Source organism: Bacillus sp. AFS012607, assembly GCF_002558005.1.
Lineage (GTDB): Bacteria > Bacillota > Bacilli > Bacillales > Bacillaceae_G > Bacillus_A > Bacillus_A thuringiensis_S.
This window is the reverse complement of record NZ_NTVM01000012.1, coordinates 411,009-436,050: the sequence shown is the minus strand read 5'-3', so window position 1 is coordinate 436,050 and position 25,042 is coordinate 411,009. Positions and strand designations below refer to the sequence as shown.

Genomic DNA, 25,042 nt, shown 5'->3' with positions numbered 1-25,042 from the left:
TAATGATATGTTTAAAATTGGATATCGTACAGTAAAAACAGCAATTGGGACAGGCGCGGCAGTTTTTATTGCTCAGTTATTAGGATTAGAATTTTATAGTTCAGCGGGTATTTTAGTTATTTTATGTGTACAAAATACGAAGCGCAAATCGCTTCAAGTGTCGTTACATCGTTTTCTAGCGTGTGTATTATCAATGGTATTCGCGTTTTGTATTTTTGAAACGATCGGCTATACACCACTTGCAATTAGCATATTGTTACTTACATTTATTCCGACTGCAGTTATGCTCAAAATTCAAGAGGGTATTGTCACGAGCTCAGTTATTGTTATGCACCTGTATTCATTGAAGCAAATTACATGGCTTATAGTTGGAAATGAAATTGCTATATTAACGATAGGGATTAGCGTGGCTCTATTAGTGAATATGTATATGCCGAGTAGTGAAAATAAGCTAAAAGAGTATCAAGATAAAATAGAGAGTAATTTTAAAACGATTTTGTTTGAAATGGTTGTGTATTTACGAAATCGAGAAAGTAGTTGGAGTGGAGCAGAACTCATTGAAACCGAGAATATGTTAAATGAGGCAAGAGATTTATCGTTTAAAAAACTTGAGAATGCATTTATGCGAGAAGATGATTATTACTATCGTTATTTTAATATGCGTATGCAACAATTCGAAATTTTAGAGCGAATGATACCACTAGCAGCTTCTTTATCGTGGACATATGAACAAGCTGACATGATTGCAGATGTTGTTGAAAACATTGGTAATGCTATTAGCCCTGAGAGTACTGGCGTTATTTCCTTAAGGCAGCTTCAAGAAATGAGGGAATTATTTAGAGACATGCCATTGCCAGCTACACGCGAAGAATTTGAGATACGTGCGAAACTTGTTCAACTTGTGTATGAAATGGAACAATATTTACTCATTAAAAGTCGCTTTAAGGGAAAGGATAATATAAAAGAACTTATATAGAAGGTAGGAATTATCTATGCCGTATCTTCTCTCTATCATATTATGTCTTTCTTTATCGCCGCTTTGGCCTCTTGGGGATAATCCGCGTGCCGGAGATCCTTTTATTATTGTAAATAAAGCAACGAATAAATTAGCTTACATTGACGATGGAAAGATTCAAAAAGTTTTTCCAGTAGCGACAGGGAAAACGAATGAATTAACTCCAGAAGGAACTTTTGATGTTGTAATGAAAGCGAAGGACCCGTATTACATTGCGAAGAATATTCCGGGTGGATCGCCAAAAAATCCACTTGGGTCAAGGTGGATTGGGTTTAATGCAAGAGGAACTGATGGAAGTAAATATGGAATACATGGAACAAACCAACCGAGTTCAATTGGAAAGTATATTTCACAAGGATGTATAAGAATGAAGAAAAACGATGTGGAATATTTGTTTGATCGTATTCCAATTGGAACGAAAGTATGGATTGTGAAATCGAAAAAATCATTTCAGCAATTGGCAAAAGAAAAAGGAGCCGTTGCATATGAAAAAGCCAACGAAAAGGTTGGCTTTTTCTATTGTAATAAGTTGTCTTGACATGTGTACATAACCATGCGTTAATGAAAGTATAGAAAGATAAAATTAGATAAAGGGGTTGCTCATATGTACTTGAATCCAAAACTTTCGTATATGCAGTTTTTTATGGGATTTCTATTTGTTATTACATTCATATTGGCAACTTTTAATATATGTTCTTATCTTGTAGCGATTGTATGTATGGCATTACTTAATCTCACTTTTGTTATTGGAGCATTTCAGCAGAAACAATATACAAGTTTTGTAATAGCACTTGTAATGTCATTTTCCTTTAGTATTGTAGCGATTGTGTTTTATATAAAATAAACCATCTCGATGTCGAGATGGTTTATTTTTTCATGTGTAAAAAGTAAAAAAAGGACGAACACATCGCCCTTTTTACCAAAACATACTCGCGCCAGCAAGTAATGTTGTTACAAGCATAGAAATTAGCATCACATAAACCATAATTTTTTGAGCTTTTTTATGCATCGTTATACCTCCTTGCAAATCAGTACAATTTCATTGTAACGAGAAATGAAATTATGGACAAGGGGAGAGTGAGGACAAAATTCGGGAGGGGATTGCAAAATATAACAGGAAATTTGAGTGTGTATAGAGAATATAGTTAAAGGATATATTGTTAATTTTTAGTTGGGCAAGCTGAAGAATGGAGATACGATGATGAAAATATACGAAACAGATCGTTTATACTTAAGGGAAATAGATGAGTCGTATGCTGAAACAGTTCTTCAATATTACGACAGAAATCGTGAATTTTTAAAAGCTTGGGAAGAGTATAGACCGGATGATTTTTTTACGCTAGATTATCAAAAGAAAAAGTTGCAAAAGGATAGAAAAGAGTTCGAAGACGGGAAAATCATCAGACTATGGATTTTTAAAAAGGGTGATGATACAAAAATAATTGGGTGTATTTCATTTAATTTAATCGTTCGTGGCATTTATCAATCTTGTGTACTCGGTTATAAATTAGATAAAGCAGAGTTAAACAAAGGGTATACGACAGAAGCACTTAGAAAAGCAATTCAAGTTGCTTTTGAGGAATTTCAGTTACATCGTATAGAAGCTCCGATTATGCCTCGTAATTTAGCATCTATACAAGTGGTGACGAAGATAGGTTTTCAATATGAAGGCGTGTCTAGGAAGATGTTAATGGTAAATGGCGTGTGGGAGGATCATATGCGCTGGGTATTGTTAAATGAGTAATAGAAAGCAGATGGTTATCTAGACATGTAAACCATCTGTTTTTTGTCTTGTATTTCGAAACTTTTGCGAAATTCTGTTATAATTAGTAGTGTTACATACATAATGGTAGTGCAGGAGGCGCAGTCTTATGATTAATCAAGAACGTTTAGTAAATGAATTTATGGAATTAGTACAAGTAGATTCTGAAACGAAATTTGAAGCAGAAATCTGCAAAGTATTAACGAAGAAATTTACAGATTTAGGTGTAGAAGTATTTGAAGATGACACAATGGCTGTAACTGGTCATGGTGCAGGCAACTTAATTTGTACTTTACCAGCAACAAAAGATGGTGTTGATACAATTTACTTTACTTCTCATATGGATACAGTAGTTCCTGGTAATGGAATTAAGCCTTCTATTAAAGATGGATATATCGTATCAGATGGTACAACAATTTTAGGTGCGGATGATAAAGCTGGATTAGCATCAATGTTCGAAGCAATCCGTGTTTTAAAAGAGAAAAATATCCCTCACGGTAAAATTGAATTCATTATTACAGTCGGAGAAGAATCAGGTCTTGTTGGTGCAAAAGCTTTAGATCGTGAGCATATTACAGCGAAATATGGCTATGCATTAGATAGCGATGGAAAAGTTGGTGAAATCGTTGTTGCAGCTCCAACACAAGCGAAAGTGAACGCAATTATTCGCGGGAAAACAGCTCACGCTGGTGTAGCGCCGGAGAAAGGTGTATCTGCAATTACTATCGCAGCGAAAGCAATTGCGAAGATGCCACTTGGTCGCATTGACTCTGAAACGACTGCAAATATTGGACGTTTTGAAGGTGGTACACAAACGAATATCGTTTGCGATCATGTACAAATCTTTGCAGAAGCTCGTTCGTTAATCAATGAGAAAATGGAAGCACAAGTTGCGAAAATGAAAGAAGCATTTGAAACAACTGCAAAAGAAATGGGCGGTCATGCAGACGTTGAAGTAAACGTTATGTACCCAGGATTTAAATTTGCTGATGGGGATCACGTTGTAGAAGTTGCAAAACGTGCAGCTGAAAAAATTGGTCGTACACCTTCTCTTCACCAAAGTGGTGGCGGAAGTGATGCAAACGTAATTGCAGGACACGGTATCCCAACAGTTAACTTGGCAGTTGGTTATGAAGAAATTCATACAACAAACGAGAAGATTCCTGTTGAAGAGTTAGCAAAAACAGCAGAATTAGTTGTTGCAATTATTGAAGAAGTAGCGAAGTAATGGAATAGAAAAAGCGTGTAAATCAATTGTGATTTACACGCTTTTTATTTTGACTCGATTGCTTTGACAAGACGTATAAGCCAATATAAGAAAAACTATGGAAGTATATACGTTGTTGCTATATGTACTAGACGAGGGAATAATCCTAACGTATTCATATTGAAAATCGGAAGTAGTAAATAATTAATTGCAATGATTAATATAACTACAAGGAACATATAGTTAATTTCATCATAATCAGCCTCTTTCACATGTGTATCCTCTTTATATCGATTATAAAAAAGAACAAGTAATTATTATAACTATTGTGCAAAATTTGATATAATAAAAGAACGAACGTTCTGATCAGGGGGTGAGTACTATGCGAGAAATGTATCCGAAAAATGGTCGTGTTATTTTACATGTAGATATGAATTGCTTTTTCGCATCTGTTGAAATTGCTCATGATCCATCATTACAAGGAAAGCCATTAGCGGTTGCTGGAAATGAAAAAGAGAGAAAAGGAATTATAATAACATGTAGTTATGAGGCGAGAGAATACGGAATACGTACGACGATGCCCCTTTGGGAAGCGAAAAGATTATGCCCGCAATTAGTTGTAAGGCGTCCTAATTTCACATTATATCGCGAAGCTTCATTTCAAATGTTTCAAGTCCTTTCCCGTTTTACAGAAAAGATACAACCAGTCTCAATAGATGAAGGATATTTAGATATTACAGATTGCTATGCACTTGGTTCGCCTCTTGAAATAGCAAAGATGATGCAACAAGCACTATTAACAGAGTTACAGCTTCCGTGTAGTATCGGAATCGCTCCAAATCTTTTCCTAGCAAAAACAGCTTCTGATATGAAAAAACCTCTCGGTATTACCGTGCTTCGAAAACGTGATATTCCAGAAATGATTTGGCCACTTCCAGTTGAAGCAATGCATGGGATTGGAGAAAAAACAGCTGAAAAATTAAATGAAATTCATATACATACAATTGAACAGTTAGCGAAGGGAGACGAGCATATCATTCGCGCTAAAATTGGCAAGCACGGTATTGATTTACAAAAGCGTGCAAAAGGTACGGATGATAGGGAAGTGGATCCGAGTCAAATGGGCCAACATAAAAGTGTCGGTAACTCGATGACTTTTTCAAAGGATATGGATGAAGAGAAAGAATTACTTGATATGTTAGAACGGTTATCAAAATCAGTGAGTAAAAGATTACAAAAGCGAACCCTTGTCAGCTATAATATTCAAATTATGATTAAATACCATGATAGGCGAACAGTAACACGGAGTAAGCAATTGAAAAATGCGATTTGGGAAGAACGTGATATTTTTCAAGCAGCATCCCGTTTATGGAAGCAACATTGGGATGGTGATTCCGTTCGTTTACTAGGTGTTACAGCTACTGAAATAGAGTGGAAGACAGAATCGGTGAAACAATTAGATTTGTTTTCATTTGAAGAGGATGCGAAAAAAGAACCACTACTTGCTGTCATTGATCAAATTAATGATAAGTATGGAACACCGATTTTACAACGAGGTAGTCAACTACTACGTAAGCAAGAGAAGTCGTTTCAACAAAAGTTAGAAAATAAGTTTATGTAGAAGGTGTCATGAAGTAGTAAAATCATGACACCTTTCATTTTTAACTTGCTTCTAAATCTAATGAAGTTTTCCAACCAGCTGCAGTAACGCCAGATTCTAATAGCATTCTACTTACTATTTTTTCAATTAAGATAGCCGCATTTGTCTTGCAATGTAATGTAGCCTGTATACACACCTTTCGATTAGAATCTACGTCTTCGCTATACAACTCTTTTAAACCGAGCCCTTCTGTACTTACCATATGCATAAGTAAAAAACGAATATGTGCTTCATTTTCTTCTGAACAAGTAAGGGAAAGTAAGTAGTTTGTTTGTTCTGGTGATTCTTTTTTTGATTTTTTATTCATAAAAAGAGCAATTGGGCGAAGGAGTATATTTGCTAGTAACACGCCGGCTGTACCTAATATAGCTGCAACGAGGAAACCGGCGCCTGTAAGAGTACCGACAGCAGCTGCACACCATAAAGTAGCTGCCGTATTTAGCCCTCTAATACTAAAACCATCGCGGATAATAACGCCACCCCCTAAAAAGCCAATGCCACTAACGACTTGAGCAGCAATGCGGGATGGGCTAGCATCATGATCAAGCATGACGGATAATAAAACAAATATACAGGCACCAAGTGATACGAGAGCATTTGTCCGTAACCCAGCCATTCTGTGTCTCCATTGTCTTTCCATTCCAATGCAAGCTCCTACAATAATTGCTATAACTAATCTGAATACAATGTCGTACCATACCATCATGGTCACCTCCATATATAAATATGTGTTATGTCTTTTAGAATGAGCGGGGAATATCCACTCATTCTTATTTTTACAACCAGCTACGAAACTTTTTAATATAAAGCTTTTTTAGGAATTGTGTTAAAAAAGCGTAGCCTAATAGTATTCCTACTAACCAAGGAAAGTAGTTAAGTGGCAATGCTTGTAAACCAACGGCTGCACCAAGTGGTGAGAATGGAATATAAATCCCGATTGCCATAATAAGAGCGGTTAATAAAACGACTGGTGTTGATGCAGTGCTTTGAATAAATGGAATCTTTTGTGTTCTTATCATGTGAACAATTAAAGTTTGTGTTAACAATCCAACGACAAACCAACCGGACTGGAATAATGATTGCTCGCTCGGTGTATTTGCACCAAATACATTCCACATGACTACGTATGTGATAATATCAAATACGGAACTAATTGGGCCGATACAAATAATGAAGTTTCGTAAGTTTGCAGTATCCCATTTTCGTGGTTTTTCTAGAAACTCTTTATCCATTTTGTCCCATGGAATAGAAAGTTGTGAAATATCATAAAGTAAGTTTTGAATTAAAAGATGAATGGCAAGCATCGGTAAAAAAGGAATGAAAGCACTTGCTACTAACACGCTAAACACATTACCGAAGTTAGAGCTAGCTGTCATCTTAATATATTTTAAAATATTTCCGAATGTAGTACGTCCTTCTAAAATACCTGCTTCTAATATAGTTAAACTTTTTTCGAGTAGAATAATATCGGAAGCTTCTTTCGCAATATCAGTAGCAGTATTAACAGATATTCCGACATCAGCTTCACGTAATGCTACAGCATCGTTAATGCCGTCTCCCATGTAACCTACAGTGTGTCCATTTCCTTGTAATGCGTGTATAATACGAAATTTTTGCATTGGATTAAGCTTCGCAAATACAGTCGTTTCTTCAGCAAGTTTTGCTAATGCTTTATCTGGTAAAGAATCAATCTCGTAACCGAGGATTGGTTCGCCGATATCTAATCCAACTTCTTTACAAACCTTTCTTGTAACAATTTCGTTATCGCCAGTTAAAATTTTCACTTGTACACCATGTTTTTGTAATGCTTGAATTGCAGCTGCTGCAGATGGTTTCGGTGGATCTAAAAAGCCGATATATCCACTGAGAATCATATCTGTTTCGTCTTTTACTGCGTACTCTTTATTATTTATTCTTCTATCTTTTTTATAAGCCACAGCAATAACCCGCATACCTTCACTATTTAATGTCTCACTTAGTTTTTTGACATTTGAACGTATTTCCTCGGTGAGTGGAACGACTTTTTCATCCACTTCGGTGTAATTACAAATTGATAAAATTTCTTCTACGGCACCTTTACAAACCATTGTATGTTCACCTGAAATATCTTTTACGATGACTGACATACGCCGGCGGGCGAAATCGAATGGAATTTCATCTAGCTTTTGAAAAGCTGATGGATTAAATTTATTGTTTTCCTCTGTATGCTTAATAACAGCTTTATCTATTAAATTTTTCAATCCAGTTTGATAGAAACTATTTAAATAGGCAAATTGTAAGACGCGATTGCATTCATTTCCCTTGGGATCTAAGTGACGAACAAGGACAACTTTATCTTCTGTTAAAGTTCCGGTTTTATCTGTACAAAGAATGTTCATAGCACCTAAGTTTTGAATAGAATTTAGCTGTTTTACAATTACTTTTTGTTTAGACATGTTAACGGCACCTTTAGCTAAATTAGCAGTTACAATCATTGGTAACATTTCAGGTGTAAGACCAACAGCGACGGCAATAGCGAAGAAGAAAGCTTCTTGCCAATCTCCTTTTGTGAATCCATTAATGAGAAGGACAATAGGCGCCATAATAAGCATGAATGTAATTAAGAGCCAGCTTACTTTGTTTACACCTTTATCAAAGCTTGTTTCTACACGCTTTCCGATTACCTTATTTGCTAAAGAGCCGAAATACGTATCGGTACTTGTTGAGATGACAACAGCTTTTGCGCTACCACTTACAATATTTGTTCCCATGAAGCAAAGGTTTTCCATATCGAGTGGATTGTAATTTTTTTTCATGTTTTTCGGTAAGATATGCTTATTTTCTGTATGGTAGCAGTGTTCGTATTTTTCTATAGGAAGTGCTTCCCCTGTCAAAGAAGATTGATTAACAAATAAATCTTTAGCGGATACAACACGCACATCAGCTGGAACGATATCACCAGCTGAAAGGGAAATAATATCGCCAGGTACAAGCTCTTCAATTGGAATTTCTGTTGTGTAATTTCGATTTAAATTCGTTACATTTTTTGTTTCATGTACAAATCCATTTATTCTAAATACGCTCGCAGTTGTTCGAACCATAGCCTTTAAATTATCGGCAGCTTTTTGAGAACGAAATTCTTGGGAAAACCGAATCGTTGCACTAAGTAGTACCATTGCAGATACGACAATTGTTCCTTGTATGTCATCTGTGAAAAAGGAGAGTGCCCCAAGAGCTAATAAAACGAAAATAAATGGATTTTTAAATGCCAGCAGAAATTGAATGTACCACGGCGCCATTTTATTATGAGCTATTTCGTTCGGACCGTATAAAGAAAGTCTACGAGCCACTTCTTGTTTAGATAATCCATCTTGTGTTGTTTCTAGAAGTTTTAACGCAGAGATTACATCTTGTGTTGCAACCTCCACTAATAATTCGTTATTTGTTTTCATGCTATCTTGCTCATAAGCATGCTTTGTTTCTTGTCTTTGTAAATTAAACATCGGTAGTTCCTCCTCTGTCATGAAGGAGGAAACAATCTGTTACCTAACTAACTATTTGAAATGGTGAGGAACAGTTTCTTTCCTACCTACATGATGAAATATGAATGTAAAACGTATGGGTATCTGGGCCGAATCATCAATTGCCAACTGTTCCTCACCTCCGTACAATTTAGTAGTTTCTGAATATGCTATGTTTGTTTCATAGTAAGGTGCATATAGACGTAAAAAGACCTTTACTCAAAACGAGTAAAGGTCTGAATTCGCAGTTAAAAGAGTCCACAACAAAGACTGCTAGTAGACATAAATAAAAACAGTTTTTGTGTATGACAAAATACATGCACCTCTCCCTCGTTGAGTTTTAGCACTGTATAGCATAGGTACTGAAACCAGCTACGTTAAAAAAGGCCTTCATTCCGACCTTTCCTGTTGACCCATTGGCGTCTCTCGACATTTTTGGGCAGCAGCGTTTCTCTATACAGGAGCCTCACCTAACAGAGACCATATTCAATTACATGTTGAATGTTAGCACTGTAAAATCGTAGTGTCAATATCTTTTTTATCTGTGTTTTTAAAATATTAAATGGATTTATAATAGATATATGGGATGAAATACATGATATTAATTATAAATAATGTGGAAAATAAATATTTTTATAAAAGGGGAATTTGTAATGGTACCACAAAATTTTATTATAAATATTGAGAATCAAAAGTGGTTGTTTAATGAGCAGGAAGATTTATGTTCTCACGGGGAAATTTATTTAAATGTGGATGGAACGATTATTACGCGGACAGGTATGGATGAGGAATGGGGAATAAGTGAATCAGCTTTAGCTCTGTTACGAACTTTAGATAAAGAATATATTTGTGATATTGAAAATGAAGAGGGGCTTATTTTGCACGGATGTGGCACTATGCTCATGTTAGGATGCCCAATTTCAATTCATTGGACTATAAACCATATAGGTGAAAATGTGGTTTTAAAGGATTTTGTCAAAGTTATTTCTACTGATCAAAAGGCTATATACTATGAAGGGCTTCATATAGAATTGAATGAAAATGAATATAGAAAACAAATTGTTTCTTTTGCACTACAAGCAAAAGAATTATTTAATAAATCAAGTGAAAAGATAATTTTAAATGAGCTTGAGCGAAGTATGTATACCGACTTTTGGACGGAATATGATCATTTGTTAAATAAGTATAAATAAAAAAGCACTGTAACCAGTGCTTTTTTATTATAGATTACGAGATTGTAGGGTTTTCAAAAATAACAATCTCTGAACTGTTTGTAGTTGAAACGCGTTGGGCGTAATATGTTAAAGCTGAAGAAATATATGCTGGTAACGTATCATTTGTATGTGATGTTGTATATTCATGGATTAATTCCTTTAAAGTTGTCCATTCTAATTGTGCTGGGTGATCAGACACGAAAGAACTTACCCAGCGATCAAATGAAGATGAAAAATCAGTTTGTAAACGAAATACTTCTTTCATAATAAAACGCTCCCTTAAAATGTAGTATAATTATTTTACCACAAAACACGAACGATTGGTAAATTTTTTAAGTATAACGTTCGTGTTATATAGTTGTCTAGATGATTGGTTATGTAAATTCGATTTGCCATTTGAAATAACATTCCGTAAGATGAGAGATAGAGTATATTTAGAGCTGGAGGAAAGAAAGTGGAATTTGTATTTTTAGGAACTGGTGCAGGTGTTCCTTCAAAAGGAAGGAACGTTTCAGCAATTGCTTTACAATTGTTAGAAGAACGAGGACAGACTTGGTTATTTGATTGTGGCGAGGCCACGCAACATCAAATATTACATACATCGGTACGTCCGCGCCGCATTGAAAAAATATTTATTACGCATTTACATGGCGATCATATTTTTGGATTGCCTGGTTTATTAGGTAGCCGTTCATTTCAAGGAGGAACTACGCCTTTAACGGTGTATGGACCGAAAGGAATTAAACAATTTATTGAAGTGGCATTATCGGTAAGTACGACACATGTGAAATATCCACTTGAAGTTGTGGAGATAACAGAAGAAGGTACCGTATTTGAAGATAATGAATTTTATGTAGAAACGAAAAGATTGTCACACGGTATAGAATGTTTTGGATATCGTATTGTAGAGAAAGATATACAAGGTGCTCTTTTAGTTGATAAATTGCTTGAGATGGGTGTGAAACCAGGTCCAATCTTTAAACGTTTAAAAGATGGAGAAGTAGTTGAATTAGAGGATGGCACGATATTAAATGGAAATGAGTTTATCGGCCCACCTCAAAAAGGAAGAATTATTACTATCTTAGGTGATACGCGATATTGCGAAGCGAGTAGGGAGCTTGCGCAAGATGCAGATGTACTTGTCCATGAAGCGACTTTCGCAGCAGAAGATGAGCAACAAGCGCATGATTATTTTCATTCCACATCTAAGCAAGCTGCGAGCATTGCACTTCAGGCAAATGCGAAGCGATTAATCTTAACTCACATTAGTTCTCGCTATCAAGGAGATACATATAAGGAATTATTGAAAGAGGCAAGAGAGTTGTTTTCTAATACAGAAATAGCGACAGATTTGAAATCATTCCCAGTAGAAAAATAATAATTTTGTAAAAAATGGTAACGATGGGTTACCATTTTTTTATGTCTAAAAAAATTTAAAAATAAAACTGTTATTATTTTATGCTTATACTTGGATGATACAGAAAATTAGAATGGTTTGAATATATACGATAAAAATACGAAATAATGATTATTTAGAAAAACTGTTATATAAGTCAGATGACATACAAGTGATACAAATAGCAGGAATGGACTTTTATTCAGAACTTTTAAAATTCAACAAAAGTAAGCGTTTTATAAAAAACAAGCTATAATGAGGGCAGATTATAATTTATGATAAGTCACATGCTTTTTAGTTATTATCGTAACAAGTGAAGTTGACTAAACCATGAGAGAGTAACATGAGAATTATAATAGGAAAGATATCACTTGTTTATGCTATGCTTGCAATGGCTTCTGTGTTAAACTTTGGATTGCTACCAGACTTTATTGTGGATTATCTTATATCATTTTTTTAATGAAAATAATACTAAGATTCTTATGTATTATGATAACTGGTATTATTTCAGGTTATATTGGATTACTTTTATTCAAAAATTATCCAATTCATACAGCAGAACAAATTCGTGGTACAACTGGAAAAGCGACAGATGTAGCAGCTTAATAGAATAGTAGAATAAATTTTTTTCATAGAGGTTTAGGGGGAGTTATGATGAAGTATCGCTCAGTATTTGATATTATCGGTCCAGTTATGATTGGACCATCAAGTTCACATACAGCAGGCGCGGCAAGAATGGGGCAAGTTGCTCGCCAGCTGTTTCGTCATGAACCAGAAAGAGTAAGCATTTCGTTATATGGATCATTTGCAAAGACGTATCGAGGGCATGGTACCGATGTAGCACTAATCGGTGGAATATTGGGATTTGAAACAGATGACTTACGTATTCCAGAGGCGCTAGAAATAGCAAAAGAGCGCGGAATTGAAGTGGAATTCATTGAAGAAGATGCCAATGCACCTCACCCAAATACAGCAAGAATTCGTTTGTATAAAGGTGAAGAAGAAATTGAAGTTGTTGCTTGCTCAATTGGTGGCGGTAAAATTGAAGTTGTAGAATTAAACGGATTCGATCTTCAATTATCAGGCACAAGTCCAGCACTACTTATTGTAAATAACGATCGCTTTGGTGCTATTGCAGCGGTGGCTTCAATCCTTGCTACACACGAGATTAACATTAGTACAATGAGTGTTTCTCGTAAAGAAAAAGGAAGAAGAGCGCTTATGGTTATTGAAACAGATGAATTATTAGCAGATGAAGTGATTGAAGAAATAAAAGCGCAACAAAATATTTGTCAAGTAACTATTATGGATTAATTGCAGGGGGGACACACCATGTTTCGGAACGCAGCGGAACTAGTGGCGCAAGCTAAAGAACAAAATGTAAAAATCGCAGAAATTATGATTCAATGTGAAATGGAAACAAGACGTATTTCACGTGAAGAAGTAATTGCTGGTATGGAAAAGAACTTAGTCGTGATGGAACAAGCAGTAGAACGTGGTATTCGCGGCGTGAAATCACCAACTGGTTTAACTGGTGGAGATGCTGTAAAAGTTCAAGCGTATATGAAGAGTGGAAAAGGCTTATCTGGAGATACGATTTTGGATGCAGTAAGCAAAGCTGTTGCAACAAATGAAGTAAACGCAGCGATGGGAATTATTTGTGCAACACCAACAGCAGGGTCTGCTGGAACAGTGCCAGGTGTACTATTTGCACTAAGAGAAAAATTGCAGCCTACACGTGAAGAAATGATTGAGTTCTTATTTACAGCAGGAGCTTTCGGTATGGTTGTTGCGAATAATGCTTGTATTTCTGGTGCGGCAGGAGGATGCCAAGCTGAAGTTGGTTCAGCAAGTGGAATGGCGGCTGCAGCTGCAGTTGAGATGGCTGGTGGAACACAAGATCAAGCAGCTACAGCGATGGCAATTTCATTAAAGAACATGCTTGGTTTAGTGTGCGATCCTGTTGCAGGACTTGTAGAAGTGCCTTGTGTAAAACGTAATGCAGCAGGAGCTGCGAATGCGATGATTTCAGCAGATTTAGCATTAGCTGGTGTAACGAGTACAATTCCATGTGATGAAGTAATTGAGGCAATGTTTAGAATTGGACAAACGATGCCAGTAGCACTTCGTGAAACAGCAGAAGGTGGACTTGCAGCAACGCCGACTGGTCGTCGCCTGCAAGAAGAGATTTTTGGGAAGAACAATAACTAAGTGTAAAAATAGAAAAAGGAGCTCAAGTTTATTTGAGCTCCTTTTTCTATTTTTCTTTTGTTAGTTGTTCTAATGTTTTTCCAAGATTATGTGATCGTTCCGTTGCCTGTGTAATACAAGAAATAAGTGCTTGTTGAAATTCATGTTCTTGTAATACTTCAATACCTGCTTCGGTAGTTCCACCAGGAGAAGTAATTTCCTTTCGCAAAATAGAAGGGTGCTTGTCACTTGCTTTTAGCATTTCAGCAGCACCAATCATCGTTTGAAGAATAAGTGATTTTGCAACATCTTCTTTTAAACCAATTTTTTTTGCAGCTTCTTCCATAGCTTCCACTACGTAATAAATATAAGCAGGTCCACTTCCGGATAATGCAGTGACAGCATGCATATCATCTTCCTCTACAACAGAGACGAGACCGATCGTTTCAAATAAAGATGTTGCAGTGCGAATATGTTCCGCTGTTGCATGTTTTGAAGGGGAGATAGCGGTAGCTGATTTTAGAATGGCTGCGGATGTATTTGGCATTGCACGAATAATTGGAACGTCTTTTTGAAGTAGTTTTCTAATTGAGTGAGTAGAAACACCTGCTAGTAATGAAATAATAAGCACGTTATTATTTATGTATTCTTTAAAAGGGGTAAGCGCCTCTGCAACATCCTTTGGTTTCATTGCTAGAAAAAGAATATTTGCATCAGTAAGTAATTCTTTTTTATTATGAGTACCTTTGACACCGTATTTTTTATGTAGCTCTTGTAATCTCGTCTCGTTAGAACGATTACTTACAGTAATTTGTTCACCTTTAACAACATTTGCATGTAACAAGCCACCAATAATAGCTTCAGCAATAGAGCCTGCACCGAGAAAGGAAATGTTTTGAATAGACATGATGTTCCTCCTTTAATTTTGGTTAGAAATTCTTATAAATGTACATACATTCGTTTTCTTATAGGAAACACCTCTTTTTATCTGAAAATAATGACAAATATATATAGAAGTTGTAAACTGAAGAAGTATTCATTTTTGAACCGGAAAGAGACAGGGGGGCTAAGCATGACGGCGATTCACCGAATGGAGATTCCTGTACCATTTGCAGTGGAAACTGTGAATGTGTTTTTAGTTGAGGGGGAGACATTAACATTAATTGATACAGGGACGAATACAGAAGAGGCAAGGAATGCGTTAGAAAGTCAATTAGGTGCATTAGGATATACGATAGAAGATATTGAAACAGTAGTCATTACGCATCATCATGCAGATCATTGTGGACTTTTAAATATATTTTCTGAGAAGACGAATATTATTGGACATCCTTGGAATGAGCCTTGGATCACACAAAATCCAGAATTTTTAAAGCGGTATCATGAATTTTTTAGAGAGACGGCCTTACAGTTTGGTGTGCCAGCAGCATTTTTGAAAGACGAGTCGTTATTGACGACGAGGACACTTAAATATTCTTGTAATAGATCGTTAACGCATACTGTGAGAGAAGGAGATCGTATTAATTCTTTGCCTGGATTTACAGTGCTTGAAACACCAGGCCATGCTTCTACTCATATTTCTTTATATAGAGAATCTGATGGAATATTAATTGGTGGAGATGCTCTCATTAGTCATATTTCTTCGAATCCAATACTAGAACCACCATATGAAGGGCAAACAGAACGGGCACGCCCATTACTACAATATAATCAAACATTACAGCGTTTAAGCGAAATGAATATTTCACGCATTTTATCAGGGCATGGGGAAGATGTTCTAAATGTGAAACAACTTATTGAAACGAGATTACAAAAGCAAGAAACACGTGCTTTTAAAGTGCTTGAGTTATTAAAGGAAAAACCAATGACAGCATTTGAAGTATGTGTAAAACTATTTCCGGTATTATATAAAGAACAATTACCACTTACTATTTCAGAAACGGTTGGACAATTGGACTATTTAGCATATAATCAACAAGTGATGATTGATGAGTCATCGCAACAATTGATTTATTATGCAAAGTAGGTGACAGCAATGACAGGACGTTTACAAAATAAAGTAATCGTCATTACAGGTGCTTCTAGTGGGATTGGTGAGCAAGTTGCAATGCAAGTTGCAGCACAGGGAGCGACTCCAGTATTAATGGCTCGAACAGAAGAGAAACTACAAGCGTTAGTAGACAAAATTAAAGAAACTTATAATACGCCTTGCTATTATTATGTATTAGATGTAAGTGAAGAGATGGAAGTACAGTCTGTTTTTTCAAAGGTATTACAAGAAGTGGGACGTATTGATATATTAGTAAACAATGCGGGATTTGGTATTTTTAAAACGTTTGAAGATGCGTCAATGGGTGAAGTAAAAGATATGTTCCAAGTAAATGTATTTGGATTAGTAGCATGTACGAAAGCGGTACTACCTTATATGGTAAACAAGAATGAAGGACATATTATTAATATTGCTTCACTTGCTGGAAAAATTGCAACTCCGAAATCGAGTGCTTATGCAGCAACGAAACATGCCGTATTAGGATTTACGAATAGTTTACGCATGGAATTAGCGAATACAGATATTTATGTTACAGCAATTAATCCAGGTCCGATAGATACAAACTTTTTTGAAATAGCGGATCAATCTGGTACATATGTAAAGAATATGGGACGTTACATGTTAAAACCAACATACGTAGCAGAACAAATCGTAAAGTCGATGCACACGAAAAAACGTGAAGTAAACTTACCGAAGTGGATGGGCATTGGTCCGAAACTTTATGCTTTATTCCCAGGTTTATTTGAGCGTGTTGCAGGTAAATCATTAAGTAAAAAATAGGAGATTTCCATATGGAAATCTCCTATTTTTTATTGTTTTCCAGTTACATAATCATAAACAATATCCTCAATTTCCTCGTATAAATCAATTTCAATATTTGAATGAGTCACCGTTTGAATATGTTTCACTAGCATTTCCTGATCTTCTTTTGATATTGGACTGCATTGATATTGTTGAAAACTTTTTATAATCATTTTCTCAATTAATTTTTCGTTCATATTTTTCCCCGCCTGTATGTACGTATGTATTGTTTTATTGTACTTGAAGTGAAATAAAAAAACTACTATGCACTATTTTTGTATAAAAATTCGGTTGAGTATATTATTTTTCTAATAAAATTAAGTTTTTTTAGATTTAAAAATTTATAAATATTTAATTGACTCTATAAATATACAATATTATAATCATACTTAATTTAAAGAATCGATATGAGGAGGAACTTATGAAAGTCGCAATTATTGGAGCCACTGGATATGGGGGCATTGAGTTAATTCGTTTATTAGAACAACATCCATATTTTTCGATAGCATCTCTCCATTCTTTTTCACAAGTTGGTGAGTGTATAACAAATGTATATCCTCATCTTCGAAATGTCCTTTTTCATACGTTACAAGAAATTGATGTGGAGACGATAGGAAAAGAAGCAGAAATCGTATTTCTAGCAACCCCAGCAGGAGTATCGGCGGAGTTAACTCCTAAGTTATTAGCAGAAGGTTTAAAAGTAATTGACCTATCTGGAGACTTTCGTATGATAGATCCTTCGTCATATGAACTGTGGTATAAAAGGCCAGCAGCGAAAGAAGAAATTCTTAGAAAAGCAGTGTATGGGTTAAGTGAATGGAAAAGGACTGGGATTCAAAAGGCAAATTTAATTGCAAACCCAGGATGTTTTGCTACAGCCACATTGCTAGCGATAGCGCCGTTAGTACGTAGCGGCATGATTGAAGAAGATTCGATTATTATTGATGCGAAATCAGGGGTATCAGGAGCAGGTAAAACACCAACAACAATGACTCACTTTCCTGAGCTATATGATAACTTGCACATTTATAAAGTGAATGAGCATCAGCACGTTCCAGAGATTGAGCAAATGCTTACAGAATGGAATAGTGAATCACAGCCAATTACATTTAGCACACATTTAATACCGATATCACGAGGAATCATGATTACACTTTATGCAAAAGTAAAACAAAAGATGGAAATAAAGCAACTTCAAAAATTGTATGAAGAAACGTATGAACAATCGCCTTTCATCCGAATTTGTACGCAAGGGAAATTTCCAAGTCCAAAAGAAGTGAGAGGCTCAAATTATTGTGATATTGGCATAGCTTACGATGAAAGAGCTGAAAGAGTTACGGTCGTTTCTGTTATAGACAATATGATGAAAGGCGCGGCTGGGCAAGCGATTCAAAATGCAAACATAATAGCGGGACTAGAAGAGACAACAGGTTTACAACATATGCCGCTTTATGTATAAGGGGGACATGGTGATTAAAGTAGCGTCTATTACAAAATTAGAAAATGGTTCAATTGTAACGCCGAAAGGCTTTTCGGCAATTGGTACTGCAAATGGTTTAAAAAAGGAGAAAAAGGATTTAGGTGCCATCGTTTGTGATGTACCAGCATCATGTGCCGCTGTGTATACAACGAATCAAATACAAGCAGCTCCTTTGCAAGTAACGAAGGATAGTATAACGGCAGAAGGGAAGTTACAAGCAATTATCGTTAATAGTGGAAATGCAAATGCTTGTACTGGAATGAAAGGATTACAAGACGCATACGAGATGCGCGCATTAGGGGCGGAACATTTTGGGATGAAAGAAAATTACGTTGCAGTAGCTTCAACAGGTGTAATTGGTGTTCCACTGCCGATGGATATAATCCGAAAGGGAGTTGCAACTCTTATACCGACGAAGGAAGAAAGTGAAGCATATTGTTTTTCTGAAGCAATTTTAACGACGGATCTTATAATGAAAGAAACTTGCTATGAAATGATTATTGATGGGAAGAAAGTGGCGATTGCGGGTGTTGCAAAAGGTTCAGGGATGATTCATCCGAATATGGCAACGATGCTTAGTTTTATTACGACAGATGCTCATATAGAGCATGACGTATTGCAAACAGCGTTATCCGAAATTACGAATCATACATTTAATCAAATTACGGTAGATGGAGATACTTCTACGAATGATATGGTCATCGTTATGGCAAGTGGATTATCAGAAACAAGGCCGATAAATATGGAACATACAGATTGGGAAACTTTCGTATGTGCTTTACAGCAAGTATGTGAAGATTTAGCGAAAAAAATTGCGCAAGATGGTGAAGGAGCTACGAAGTTAATAGAAGTAAATGTGCTAGGAGCTCAAACGAATGAAGAGGCAAAAAAAATTGCAAAGCAAATAGTCGGTTCGAGTCTTGTGAAAACAGCAATACATGGTGAAGACCCAAACTGGGGGCGAATTATTAGCAGTATTGGACAAAGTGAAGTAGCTATTCATCCGAACACAATTGACATTACTCTTCAATCTATATCGGTATTAAAAAATAGTGAGCCTCAAATATTTTCTGAAGAAGAAATGAAAGAGAGATTACAAGAAGATGAAATAGTCATTAATGTGTACTTACACTTAGGTGAAGAGACAGGATCAGCTTGGGGCTGTGACTTAAGCTATGAATATGTGAAAATAAATGCTTGTTATCGTACATAAGGAGAGAGAAGATGAGCGATTATATTGTAGTGAAATGCGGCGGTAGTATGTTGAATCAATTAAATGCTGTGTTTTTTGATTGTATAAAGAAATTGCAACAGAAGTATAAAGTGGTGATTGTTCATGGTGGTGGGCCAGAAATTGATGCCAAATTAAAAGATTGTAACATCAACGTAGAAAAAAGAGATGGATTACGCGTAACACCAAAAGAAGTTATGGATGTTGTTCAAATGGTGCTATGCGGAAGTACGAATAAAAAACTCGTAATGAATTTACAAAAGCATAATTTACTTGCTGTAGGTTGTTCAGGGTGTGACGGTAATTTACTTCAAGTTCAACCTGTCAGCGAGGAGATAGGATATGTGGGAGAAGTAAGTTATGTAGAAACAGCCTTATTAAAAGGATTAATAAATATGGGGTATATTCCTGTTATTGCTCCAATCGGGGTAAATGGTAATGAAATTTATAACATAAATGCGGACAATGCTGCAGCTGGGATTGCGGCCGCGTTAGGGGCAAAAGAGCTGATTTTTATTACGGATGTAGATGGAATATTACATGAAGGGAATTTGGTAAAGGAAACGGATGAATCTGAAATTGCAACTTTTATAGAAACAGGTGTTATTACAGGTGGGATGATTCCGAAAGTACAGGCGGCACTAGCATCATTAAAAATGGGAGTGCAAAAGATAAGTATTGTGAATGGTACAAAAGATTTTACTGAGGTTACGGGAGAGTGTATTGGAACGACGGTAACGAAAGGTGTGAGTATTGCATGACGAGTCATCTTTTTCAAACGTATGGCAGAAGAACTATTGAGTTTGTAAAGGGAACTGGAACGAAAGTTATTGATAATAAAGGTAAGCAATATTTAGATTTTACATCAGGAATTGGCGTATGTAATTTAGGACATTGTCACCCTACTGTTCTCAAAGGTGTACAAGAGCAACTTGATGATATATGGCATATATCTAACCTGTTTACAAACAGCTTACAAGAAGAAGTTGCGTCATTATTAACAGAAAATAGAGCATTAGATTATGTGTTTTTCTGTAATAGTGGGGCAGAGGCAAATGAAGCGGCTTTAAAGTTAGCACGTAAGCATACTGGAAAATCTCTCGTCGTAACATGCCAGCAGTCTTTTCACGGTAGAACATTTGGAACGATGAGTGCAACAGGCCAAGATAAGGTAAAAGAAGGATTTGGTCCATTACTTCCATCTTTTTTACATATCCCTTTTAACGATATTAAAGCATTAGAGGAAGTAATGAATGAAGAAGTTGCGGCGGTAATGGTAGAAGTAGTTCAAGGAGAGGGAGGAGTAATACCTGCTGATCTATCTTTTTTGAAAGAGATTGAAACATTATGTAATAAGTTCGGTTCCTTATTTATTATAGACGAAGTACAAACGGGGATAGGAAGAACTGGAACACTATTCGCTTATGAACAAGTGCGAATAGAGCCTGATATCGTTACCGTTGCAAAAGCACTTGGGAATGGGATTCCTGTCGGAGCAATGATTGGCCGGAAAGAGCTCGGAACGTCGTTTACTGCAGGATCACACGGTTCAACTTTTGGCGGGAATTACATCGCGATGGCTGCAGCGAAAGAAGTATTGCAAGTAAGTAAAAGACCATTGTTTTTAAAAGAAGTACAAGAAAAAGGCGAGTATGTATTAGAGAAGTTGCAAGAGGAATTACAGCATGTCGAATGTATTCAAAATATACGTGGTAAGGGGCTTATGATTGGGATTGAGTGTAAGCATGAAGTTGCAAGTTTTATAGAACAACTAGAAAACGAAGGACTTCTCGTATTACAAGCAGGCCCTAATGTTATAAGACTATTACCGCCACTCATTGTCACGAATGAAGAGTTAGAACAGGCAGTATATATAATAAAAAAAGTAGTTTGTACAAAAAACGTATCAATCATATAAGGGGGAAGTTTCATGTCAACTGTACAAGTACCGAAATTAAATACGAAAGATCTTTTAACACTAGAAGAATTAACGAAAGAAGAAATTATTTCTTTAATTGAGTTCGCTATATATTTAAAAAAGAATAAGCAAGAGCCTTTATTACAAGGCAAAATATTAGGGCTTATTTTTGATAAGCATTCAACTCGTACTCGTGTATCTTTTGAAGCGGGAATGGTACAACTCGGGGGACATGGTATGTTTTTAAGTGGGAAAGAGATGCAAATGGGAAGAGGAGAAACCGTTTCAGATACTGCGAAAGTATTATCGCAGTATATTGACGGGATCATGATACGTACATTCTCACACGCGGATGTAGAAGAGCTTGCAAAAGAATCGAGTATTCCTGTTATTAATGGATTAACGGATGACCATCATCCTTGTCAAGCATTGGCAGACCTCATGACGATATATGAAGAAACAAATACATTTAAAGGAATAAAATTAGCTTACGTAGGTGACGGAAATAATGTATGTCATTCATTGTTGTTAGCTAGTGCAAAAGTTGGAATGCATATGACTGTTGCAACGCCTATAGGGTATGAACCGAATGAGGAGATTGTAAAAAAAGCGTTAGCGATTGCCAAGGAAACAGGAGCTGAAATTGAAGTTTTGCATGATCCTGAATTAGCGGTGAATGAAGCAGATTTCATTTATACTGACGTTTGGATGAGCATGGGGCAAGAGGGCGAAGAAGAGAAATATTCTTTATTTCAACCTTACCAAATCAATAACGAACTTGTTAAGCATGCGAAACAAACATATCGTTTCTTACACTGTTTACCTGCCCATCGTGAAGAAGAAGTAACAGGCGAAATTATAGATGGACCACAGTCTATCGTATTTGAGCAAGCTGGTAATCGATTGCATGCTCAAAAAGCGTTATTAGTGAGTTTATTTAGAAATGTAGAAGAGCCTTCCTAAAAGGGAGGTTTTTTTATATTAAAATGTCGGATGTATATTTGGTTAACCATTTCGATATCATTTATAATAAAAGAGAAAACTAAATTTGTTTTTCAGAGTGTGTAAGGACATACTACATATAAAAATATAGTTAAAGAGATGATGAGGGTGAAAACAACTAAGAAAACATATTCGTTTTTTCAGCGGATGTGGAGAATATTAAAGTTTCAATATTATAAGTTGCTTCGATCGCCAGAAGGCGCAAAGAAAGTATCGTTAGGGTTTGCTATAGGATTCGGCTTAGAAATGTTAGTCATTTATACGGCATCGCTCGTATATGTAATATTTTATCCAATCGTCAGGTTAGCAAAGGGATCTTTCCCTGCGGCAGTTATTGGCAATATTATTGGGAAAATATCGTTTCTCCCAGTATTTTTATTTCCGCTTGCGTATGCGCTAGGAAAAATGATTTATCCATTCCATGTACAGAAAATTCATCATGAACCATTTACGGTATCGGACTTGTTTTCAAGTCACATTTTTACGATATTAAAGAGCTTATTACAAAGTGAAGTGTATGTATTAATTGGAATGACGATTTTAGGAGTTGTGTTTGGTCTCATTTCGTATTTCGTTGTGCATTATTTATACGAAAAGAACCGTAAGTTACGCTTGAAGAAAAGGAAGAAACGAGTGAGAGAACCACTTGTACAATTATAAACAATGTCACATCCATTTTCTCCTTTGAATATGTTTAAGAAAAAGGAGGAGAGGATAATGTATTATTATTACGTACCTCAAGTATATCCATATGTAAATTATTATCCGGTTTATGATACGAGTAGACAATACGAATTATATCGGCAACAACAATTACAGCAATTATCACAAATACCACAATTACCACAACAACAGCCTACACAGGAAAAAAAACCATATTTAACAACATGGCCATATTCCAATGTGTACTATGGTAACTATTACGAATCATAAAGCTGCTTCTATTTAGAAGCAGCTTTATACGTTTGTTTTCAAAATTAAATTTTGAATGGTTTGAAGAGAATGAATGAGCTTTTCGCGCTCTTCCTCAGATAATGTTTGGAAATTTTCTTTTAGTTTGTCTAAAATGAATTGCTGATACTGATTTACTAATAATTTCCCTTCAGCTGTTAGGGAAATTAAAATGACCCGTCGATCTTTTTCGCTATAATGACGCTCTATTAGTTCTTCTTGAATAAGTTTGTTTAATAGAGGTGTCATGTTAGGCCGTGAAATCGCTAGCCGCTTGCCGATTTCGGAAACTGCTAATGTGCCGTTTTCATGCAAAAGCAGTAATACTTGTGTATGTGATGGCGGCATATGTCTTTGAGAAGAAAATTCTCCAGGAAGCATAAATTTGCGATAAAAAAGAGGCACTAGCGAAAGAAGATGATCAACAATACGTTCCCACTCGCGTGATTCCATATAAAGGCCCCCTTCCACTATCATTGTAACAAAAAAGACATGTTATAAAAATAGAATTGTTTCATGGTCGCTTTAATATTTGTAGGATAACACTTGCTTTGTAAATGTATTGGCAATAATCGCATAGCCGTTATCATTTGGGTGTACTTGGTCAAATAATAACTCTTTTTTATCATTCGATATTAATTTACGAATTGGTAAAACGATAGATGGTTGATTTGCTTTGGAAATGGAATAAACAGATTCATTCCAGCCATCTAAAAACATATCTGCATAACTTGCGATGGAGTCATCGAGTTGTAACGGGTTATAGAGTTCTGAGAGAATGAGTAAAGCATCCGGATTTTGATCTCGAACTGTCTTTACAATACTTTTTATATCCGCTTCAAAATGGGCTTTTTCTTTATTTAACATTTTTATACCATCTATAACACCAACATCACGATTTAAACGAAATAAATTATTTCCTCCAATATTAATTGTAATTATATTTGCTGCTCTAATTTTTTCCTTTACATCTTCTGATTGAACTTTTTTAGCGAGACGATCTGTTGTAAGACCGTTTACCCCAAGGTTTTCTACTGTAATTGGTTTATGAATTTGTGCTTCTATTTGCTTAGAAGCTAATTCAGCAAATCCACCTTGTGTCGATCCATATCCTTTAGCGAGTGAATCACCTAATACAAGATGATAAAAAGATTCATTTGTTTGCTTATCAATCCAATTTGGGGCAGATGTTTTTTCGGTTTTTTCTTCAGATTCATTTTGTTTTGTCTCGTCGTTCTTTTCAAAATAAGAATAAGAAATGATCAGAAGGAGGAGACAAACAATTGTTAAGATGACTTTTTTCATAAATTCATCCTCCTTGTAATTGGTAATTGTATCATATTCAGCAGTATTAGCAATGTAAGGGCATATTATATGTTTATGAAAAGTTTATAATAACTTTACAGAAAATTTGTTGAAGTTTGTCAAAAAATATTGACGATAGGAAAGAACTTTATATATGATAATGTCAGATAAGGTGAAACTTTAATTAGTGGGAGCTTTATTTCCGATTAATTAATGGTCTTCATCAATCGGGCGTTTAAGGGGACTACTCGTTAGCGCAGGGTGAAATGAAAATTGTGTCTCTAATAGAAGAAAAAAGGTATGTGGTTAGAGACAGATAGGGATTCATTTCATTATTTTTGGTAATTGTATAAGGGGGAT

General features: G+C 35.8%; 28 protein-coding genes and 1 riboswitch. Of the genes, 19 read left to right on the top strand and 9 right to left on the bottom strand.

What is annotated here, in order from left to right; genetic code table 11:
- Positions 1 to 7: 7 nt before the first annotated feature.
- The 3 genes from CN409_RS15665 (at position 8) to CN409_RS15655 (ending at position 1,859) form a co-directional block, all read left to right on the top strand.
- Positions 8 to 976, top strand: a complete 969-nt coding sequence (locus CN409_RS15665) for an aromatic acid exporter family protein (RefSeq protein WP_000472671.1) — start codon at positions 8 to 10, stop codon at positions 974 to 976.
- A 16-nt stretch (positions 977 to 992) separates the two neighbouring features.
- Complete coding sequence (locus CN409_RS15660; RefSeq protein ID WP_001146571.1) at positions 993 to 1,553, top strand: L,D-transpeptidase; 561 nt, start codon at positions 993 to 995, stop codon at positions 1,551 to 1,553.
- Between the two features lie 66 nt (positions 1,554 to 1,619).
- Positions 1,620 to 1,859: a DUF3894 domain-containing protein gene (locus tag CN409_RS15655; RefSeq protein ID WP_000281167.1), complete on the top strand. Its 240-nt coding sequence runs from the start codon at positions 1,620 to 1,622 to the stop codon at positions 1,857 to 1,859.
- 72 nt (positions 1,860 to 1,931) lie between these two features.
- Here the strand turns inward: CN409_RS15655 and prli42 are convergent, their stop codons facing one another.
- Positions 1,932 to 2,024 carry a stressosome-associated protein Prli42 gene (prli42, locus tag CN409_RS31880; RefSeq protein WP_000549037.1) on the bottom strand — a complete coding sequence of 31 codons (93 nt, stop codon included), beginning with the start codon at positions 2,022 to 2,024 and terminating at the stop codon, positions 1,932 to 1,934.
- A gap of 189 nt (positions 2,025 to 2,213) precedes the next feature.
- Between prli42 and CN409_RS15645 the strand changes: the two genes are divergently transcribed.
- Both CN409_RS15645 and CN409_RS15640 read left to right on the top strand, forming a co-directional pair.
- Positions 2,214 to 2,759 carry a GNAT family N-acetyltransferase gene (locus CN409_RS15645; protein ID WP_014894891.1) on the top strand — a complete coding sequence of 182 codons (546 nt, stop codon included), beginning with the start codon at positions 2,214 to 2,216 and terminating at the stop codon, positions 2,757 to 2,759.
- A 127-nt stretch (positions 2,760 to 2,886) separates the two neighbouring features.
- Positions 2,887 to 4,005 (top strand): tripeptidase T, encoded by a 1,119-nt coding sequence (locus CN409_RS15640; protein WP_000609802.1) that lies wholly within the window; start codon positions 2,887 to 2,889, stop codon positions 4,003 to 4,005.
- A gap of 95 nt (positions 4,006 to 4,100) precedes the next feature.
- On the opposite strand, the gene CN409_RS31875 is transcribed toward CN409_RS15640, so the two are convergent.
- Positions 4,101 to 4,256 (bottom strand): hypothetical protein, encoded by a 156-nt coding sequence (locus CN409_RS31875; protein WP_000656487.1) that lies wholly within the window; start codon positions 4,254 to 4,256, stop codon positions 4,101 to 4,103.
- A 110-nt stretch (positions 4,257 to 4,366) separates the two neighbouring features.
- Between CN409_RS31875 and CN409_RS15635 the strand changes: the two genes are divergently transcribed.
- Entirely contained in the window at positions 4,367 to 5,605 is a 1,239-nt protein-coding gene (locus tag CN409_RS15635; RefSeq protein ID WP_001208861.1) for a DNA polymerase IV, read from the top strand.
- Positions 5,606 to 5,645: 40 nt separating this feature from the next.
- Here CN409_RS15635 and CN409_RS15630 read toward each other — a convergent pair whose 3' ends face one another.
- Complete coding sequence (locus CN409_RS15630) at positions 5,646 to 6,347, bottom strand: MgtC/SapB family protein (RefSeq protein WP_000262346.1); 702 nt, start codon at positions 6,345 to 6,347, stop codon at positions 5,646 to 5,648.
- A 73-nt stretch (positions 6,348 to 6,420) separates the two neighbouring features.
- The gene (mgtA, locus tag CN409_RS15625) at positions 6,421 to 9,126 is read right to left on the bottom strand and encodes a magnesium-translocating P-type ATPase (protein ID WP_141527708.1); all 2,706 of its coding nucleotides are present in this window, start codon (positions 9,124 to 9,126) and stop codon (positions 6,421 to 6,423) included.
- A gap of 335 nt (positions 9,127 to 9,461) precedes the next feature.
- Positions 9,462 to 9,629: riboswitch (M-box (ykoK) riboswitch) on the bottom strand.
- A 168-nt stretch (positions 9,630 to 9,797) separates the two neighbouring features.
- Here mgtA and CN409_RS15620 point away from each other — a divergent pair.
- On the top strand, positions 9,798 to 10,337 hold the full coding sequence (locus CN409_RS15620) for a hypothetical protein (protein WP_000249065.1): 540 nt from the start codon (positions 9,798 to 9,800) through the stop codon (positions 10,335 to 10,337).
- 34 nt (positions 10,338 to 10,371) lie between these two features.
- On the opposite strand, the gene CN409_RS15615 is transcribed toward CN409_RS15620, so the two are convergent.
- Positions 10,372 to 10,623 (bottom strand): DUF3932 family protein, encoded by a 252-nt coding sequence (locus CN409_RS15615; protein WP_000665709.1) that lies wholly within the window; start codon positions 10,621 to 10,623, stop codon positions 10,372 to 10,374.
- A gap of 189 nt (positions 10,624 to 10,812) precedes the next feature.
- Here CN409_RS15615 and rnz point away from each other — a divergent pair, with 189 nt between their 5' ends.
- From rnz to sdaAA, 3 genes are all read left to right on the top strand, one after another.
- Positions 10,813 to 11,736 carry a ribonuclease Z gene (gene rnz, locus CN409_RS15610; RefSeq protein ID WP_000397454.1) on the top strand — a complete coding sequence of 308 codons (924 nt, stop codon included), beginning with the start codon at positions 10,813 to 10,815 and terminating at the stop codon, positions 11,734 to 11,736.
- A 672-nt stretch (positions 11,737 to 12,408) separates the two neighbouring features.
- Positions 12,409 to 13,068, top strand: coding sequence for an L-serine ammonia-lyase, iron-sulfur-dependent subunit beta (gene sdaAB, locus CN409_RS15600; RefSeq protein WP_000877451.1), 660 nt, complete (start codon positions 12,409 to 12,411; stop codon positions 13,066 to 13,068).
- An 18-nt stretch (positions 13,069 to 13,086) separates the two neighbouring features.
- Positions 13,087 to 13,965, top strand: coding sequence for an L-serine ammonia-lyase, iron-sulfur-dependent, subunit alpha (gene sdaAA / locus CN409_RS15595; protein WP_000489454.1), 879 nt, complete (start codon positions 13,087 to 13,089; stop codon positions 13,963 to 13,965).
- 46 nt (positions 13,966 to 14,011) lie between these two features.
- On the opposite strand, the gene proI is transcribed toward sdaAA, so the two are convergent.
- Positions 14,012 to 14,851 carry a pyrroline-5-carboxylate reductase ProI gene (gene proI, locus CN409_RS15590; protein WP_000027254.1) on the bottom strand — a complete coding sequence of 280 codons (840 nt, stop codon included), beginning with the start codon at positions 14,849 to 14,851 and terminating at the stop codon, positions 14,012 to 14,014.
- Positions 14,852 to 15,016: 165 nt separating this feature from the next.
- Here proI and CN409_RS15585 point away from each other — a divergent pair, with 165 nt between their 5' ends.
- Both CN409_RS15585 and CN409_RS15580 read left to right on the top strand, forming a co-directional pair.
- On the top strand, positions 15,017 to 15,970 hold the full coding sequence (locus tag CN409_RS15585) for an MBL fold metallo-hydrolase (RefSeq protein ID WP_000125124.1): 954 nt from the start codon (positions 15,017 to 15,019) through the stop codon (positions 15,968 to 15,970).
- A gap of 9 nt (positions 15,971 to 15,979) precedes the next feature.
- Positions 15,980 to 16,774 carry an SDR family NAD(P)-dependent oxidoreductase gene (locus tag CN409_RS15580; RefSeq protein WP_000147794.1) on the top strand — a complete coding sequence of 265 codons (795 nt, stop codon included), beginning with the start codon at positions 15,980 to 15,982 and terminating at the stop codon, positions 16,772 to 16,774.
- 29 nt (positions 16,775 to 16,803) lie between these two features.
- Here CN409_RS15580 and CN409_RS15575 read toward each other — a convergent pair whose 3' ends face one another.
- Positions 16,804 to 16,992 carry a YqzH family protein gene (locus CN409_RS15575; protein WP_001003222.1) on the bottom strand — a complete coding sequence of 63 codons (189 nt, stop codon included), beginning with the start codon at positions 16,990 to 16,992 and terminating at the stop codon, positions 16,804 to 16,806.
- 224 nt (positions 16,993 to 17,216) lie between these two features.
- Between CN409_RS15575 and argC the strand changes: the two genes are divergently transcribed.
- The 7 genes from argC (at position 17,217) to CN409_RS15540 (ending at position 23,359) form a co-directional block, all read left to right on the top strand.
- Complete coding sequence (argC, locus tag CN409_RS15570) at positions 17,217 to 18,254, top strand: N-acetyl-gamma-glutamyl-phosphate reductase (protein ID WP_000861237.1); 1,038 nt, start codon at positions 17,217 to 17,219, stop codon at positions 18,252 to 18,254.
- A gap of 10 nt (positions 18,255 to 18,264) precedes the next feature.
- Positions 18,265 to 19,488, top strand: a complete 1,224-nt coding sequence (gene argJ, locus CN409_RS15565) for a bifunctional glutamate N-acetyltransferase/amino-acid acetyltransferase ArgJ (protein WP_000598383.1) — start codon at positions 18,265 to 18,267, stop codon at positions 19,486 to 19,488.
- A gap of 11 nt (positions 19,489 to 19,499) precedes the next feature.
- A complete protein-coding gene (gene argB, locus CN409_RS15560; RefSeq protein WP_001286792.1) occupies positions 19,500 to 20,267 on the top strand; it encodes an acetylglutamate kinase in 768 nt (255 codons plus the stop codon).
- Positions 20,264 to 21,424, top strand: a complete 1,161-nt coding sequence (locus CN409_RS15555) for an acetylornithine transaminase (RefSeq protein WP_000200545.1) — start codon at positions 20,264 to 20,266, stop codon at positions 21,422 to 21,424. Before argB ends, CN409_RS15555 begins: the two co-directional genes overlap by 4 nt.
- A gap of 12 nt (positions 21,425 to 21,436) precedes the next feature.
- The gene (argF, locus tag CN409_RS15550) at positions 21,437 to 22,387 is read left to right on the top strand and encodes an ornithine carbamoyltransferase (RefSeq protein WP_000108860.1); all 951 of its coding nucleotides are present in this window, start codon (positions 21,437 to 21,439) and stop codon (positions 22,385 to 22,387) included.
- Between the two features lie 138 nt (positions 22,388 to 22,525).
- Entirely contained in the window at positions 22,526 to 23,086 is a 561-nt protein-coding gene (locus CN409_RS15545) for a DUF2062 domain-containing protein (protein ID WP_003279874.1), read from the top strand.
- Positions 23,087 to 23,143: 57 nt separating this feature from the next.
- Positions 23,144 to 23,359 carry a hypothetical protein gene (locus CN409_RS15540; protein ID WP_000291956.1) on the top strand — a complete coding sequence of 72 codons (216 nt, stop codon included), beginning with the start codon at positions 23,144 to 23,146 and terminating at the stop codon, positions 23,357 to 23,359.
- Positions 23,360 to 23,383: 24 nt separating this feature from the next.
- On the opposite strand, the gene CN409_RS15535 is transcribed toward CN409_RS15540, so the two are convergent.
- Positions 23,384 to 23,830, bottom strand: a complete 447-nt coding sequence (locus CN409_RS15535; RefSeq protein ID WP_000445819.1) for a MarR family winged helix-turn-helix transcriptional regulator — start codon at positions 23,828 to 23,830, stop codon at positions 23,384 to 23,386.
- A 72-nt stretch (positions 23,831 to 23,902) separates the two neighbouring features.
- Entirely contained in the window at positions 23,903 to 24,682 is a 780-nt protein-coding gene (locus tag CN409_RS15530) for a GDSL-type esterase/lipase family protein (protein WP_000755850.1), read from the bottom strand.
- Positions 24,683 to 25,042: the final 360 nt, after the last annotated feature.

Coding starts and splice junctions, on each gene's coding strand:
- CN409_RS15665 (WP_000472671.1), top strand. CDS start 8: ATGTTTAAAATTGGATATCGTACAGTAAAAACAGCAATTGGGACAGGC.
- CN409_RS15660 (WP_001146571.1), top strand. CDS start 993: ATGCCGTATCTTCTCTCTATCATATTATGTCTTTCTTTATCGCCGCTT.
- CN409_RS15655 (WP_000281167.1), top strand. CDS start 1,620: ATGTACTTGAATCCAAAACTTTCGTATATGCAGTTTTTTATGGGATTT.
- prli42 (WP_000549037.1), bottom strand. CDS start 2,024: ATGCATAAAAAAGCTCAAAAAATTATGGTTTATGTGATGCTAATTTCT.
- CN409_RS15645 (WP_014894891.1), top strand. CDS start 2,214: ATGATGAAAATATACGAAACAGATCGTTTATACTTAAGGGAAATAGAT.
- CN409_RS15640 (WP_000609802.1), top strand. CDS start 2,887: ATGATTAATCAAGAACGTTTAGTAAATGAATTTATGGAATTAGTACAA.
- CN409_RS15635 (WP_001208861.1), top strand. CDS start 4,367: ATGCGAGAAATGTATCCGAAAAATGGTCGTGTTATTTTACATGTAGAT.
- CN409_RS15630 (WP_000262346.1), bottom strand. CDS start 6,347: ATGGTATGGTACGACATTGTATTCAGATTAGTTATAGCAATTATTGTA.
- mgtA (WP_141527708.1), bottom strand. CDS start 9,126: ATGTTTAATTTACAAAGACAAGAAACAAAGCATGCTTATGAGCAAGAT.
- CN409_RS15620 (WP_000249065.1), top strand. CDS start 9,798: ATGGTACCACAAAATTTTATTATAAATATTGAGAATCAAAAGTGGTTG.
- CN409_RS15615 (WP_000665709.1), bottom strand. CDS start 10,623: ATGAAAGAAGTATTTCGTTTACAAACTGATTTTTCATCTTCATTTGAT.
- sdaAB (WP_000877451.1), top strand. CDS start 12,409: ATGAAGTATCGCTCAGTATTTGATATTATCGGTCCAGTTATGATTGGA.
- sdaAA (WP_000489454.1), top strand. CDS start 13,087: ATGTTTCGGAACGCAGCGGAACTAGTGGCGCAAGCTAAAGAACAAAAT.
- proI (WP_000027254.1), bottom strand. CDS start 14,851: ATGTCTATTCAAAACATTTCCTTTCTCGGTGCAGGCTCTATTGCTGAA.
- CN409_RS15585 (WP_000125124.1), top strand. CDS start 15,017: ATGACGGCGATTCACCGAATGGAGATTCCTGTACCATTTGCAGTGGAA.
- CN409_RS15580 (WP_000147794.1), top strand. CDS start 15,980: ATGACAGGACGTTTACAAAATAAAGTAATCGTCATTACAGGTGCTTCT.
- CN409_RS15575 (WP_001003222.1), bottom strand. CDS start 16,992: ATGAACGAAAAATTAATTGAGAAAATGATTATAAAAAGTTTTCAACAA.
- argC (WP_000861237.1), top strand. CDS start 17,217: ATGAAAGTCGCAATTATTGGAGCCACTGGATATGGGGGCATTGAGTTA.
- argB (WP_001286792.1), top strand. CDS start 19,500: ATGAGCGATTATATTGTAGTGAAATGCGGCGGTAGTATGTTGAATCAA.
- CN409_RS15555 (WP_000200545.1), top strand. CDS start 20,264: ATGACGAGTCATCTTTTTCAAACGTATGGCAGAAGAACTATTGAGTTT.
- argF (WP_000108860.1), top strand. CDS start 21,437: ATGTCAACTGTACAAGTACCGAAATTAAATACGAAAGATCTTTTAACA.
- CN409_RS15545 (WP_003279874.1), top strand. CDS start 22,526: ATGATGAGGGTGAAAACAACTAAGAAAACATATTCGTTTTTTCAGCGG.
- CN409_RS15540 (WP_000291956.1), top strand. CDS start 23,144: ATGTATTATTATTACGTACCTCAAGTATATCCATATGTAAATTATTAT.
- CN409_RS15535 (WP_000445819.1), bottom strand. CDS start 23,830: ATGGAATCACGCGAGTGGGAACGTATTGTTGATCATCTTCTTTCGCTA.
- CN409_RS15530 (WP_000755850.1), bottom strand. CDS start 24,682: ATGAAAAAAGTCATCTTAACAATTGTTTGTCTCCTCCTTCTGATCATT.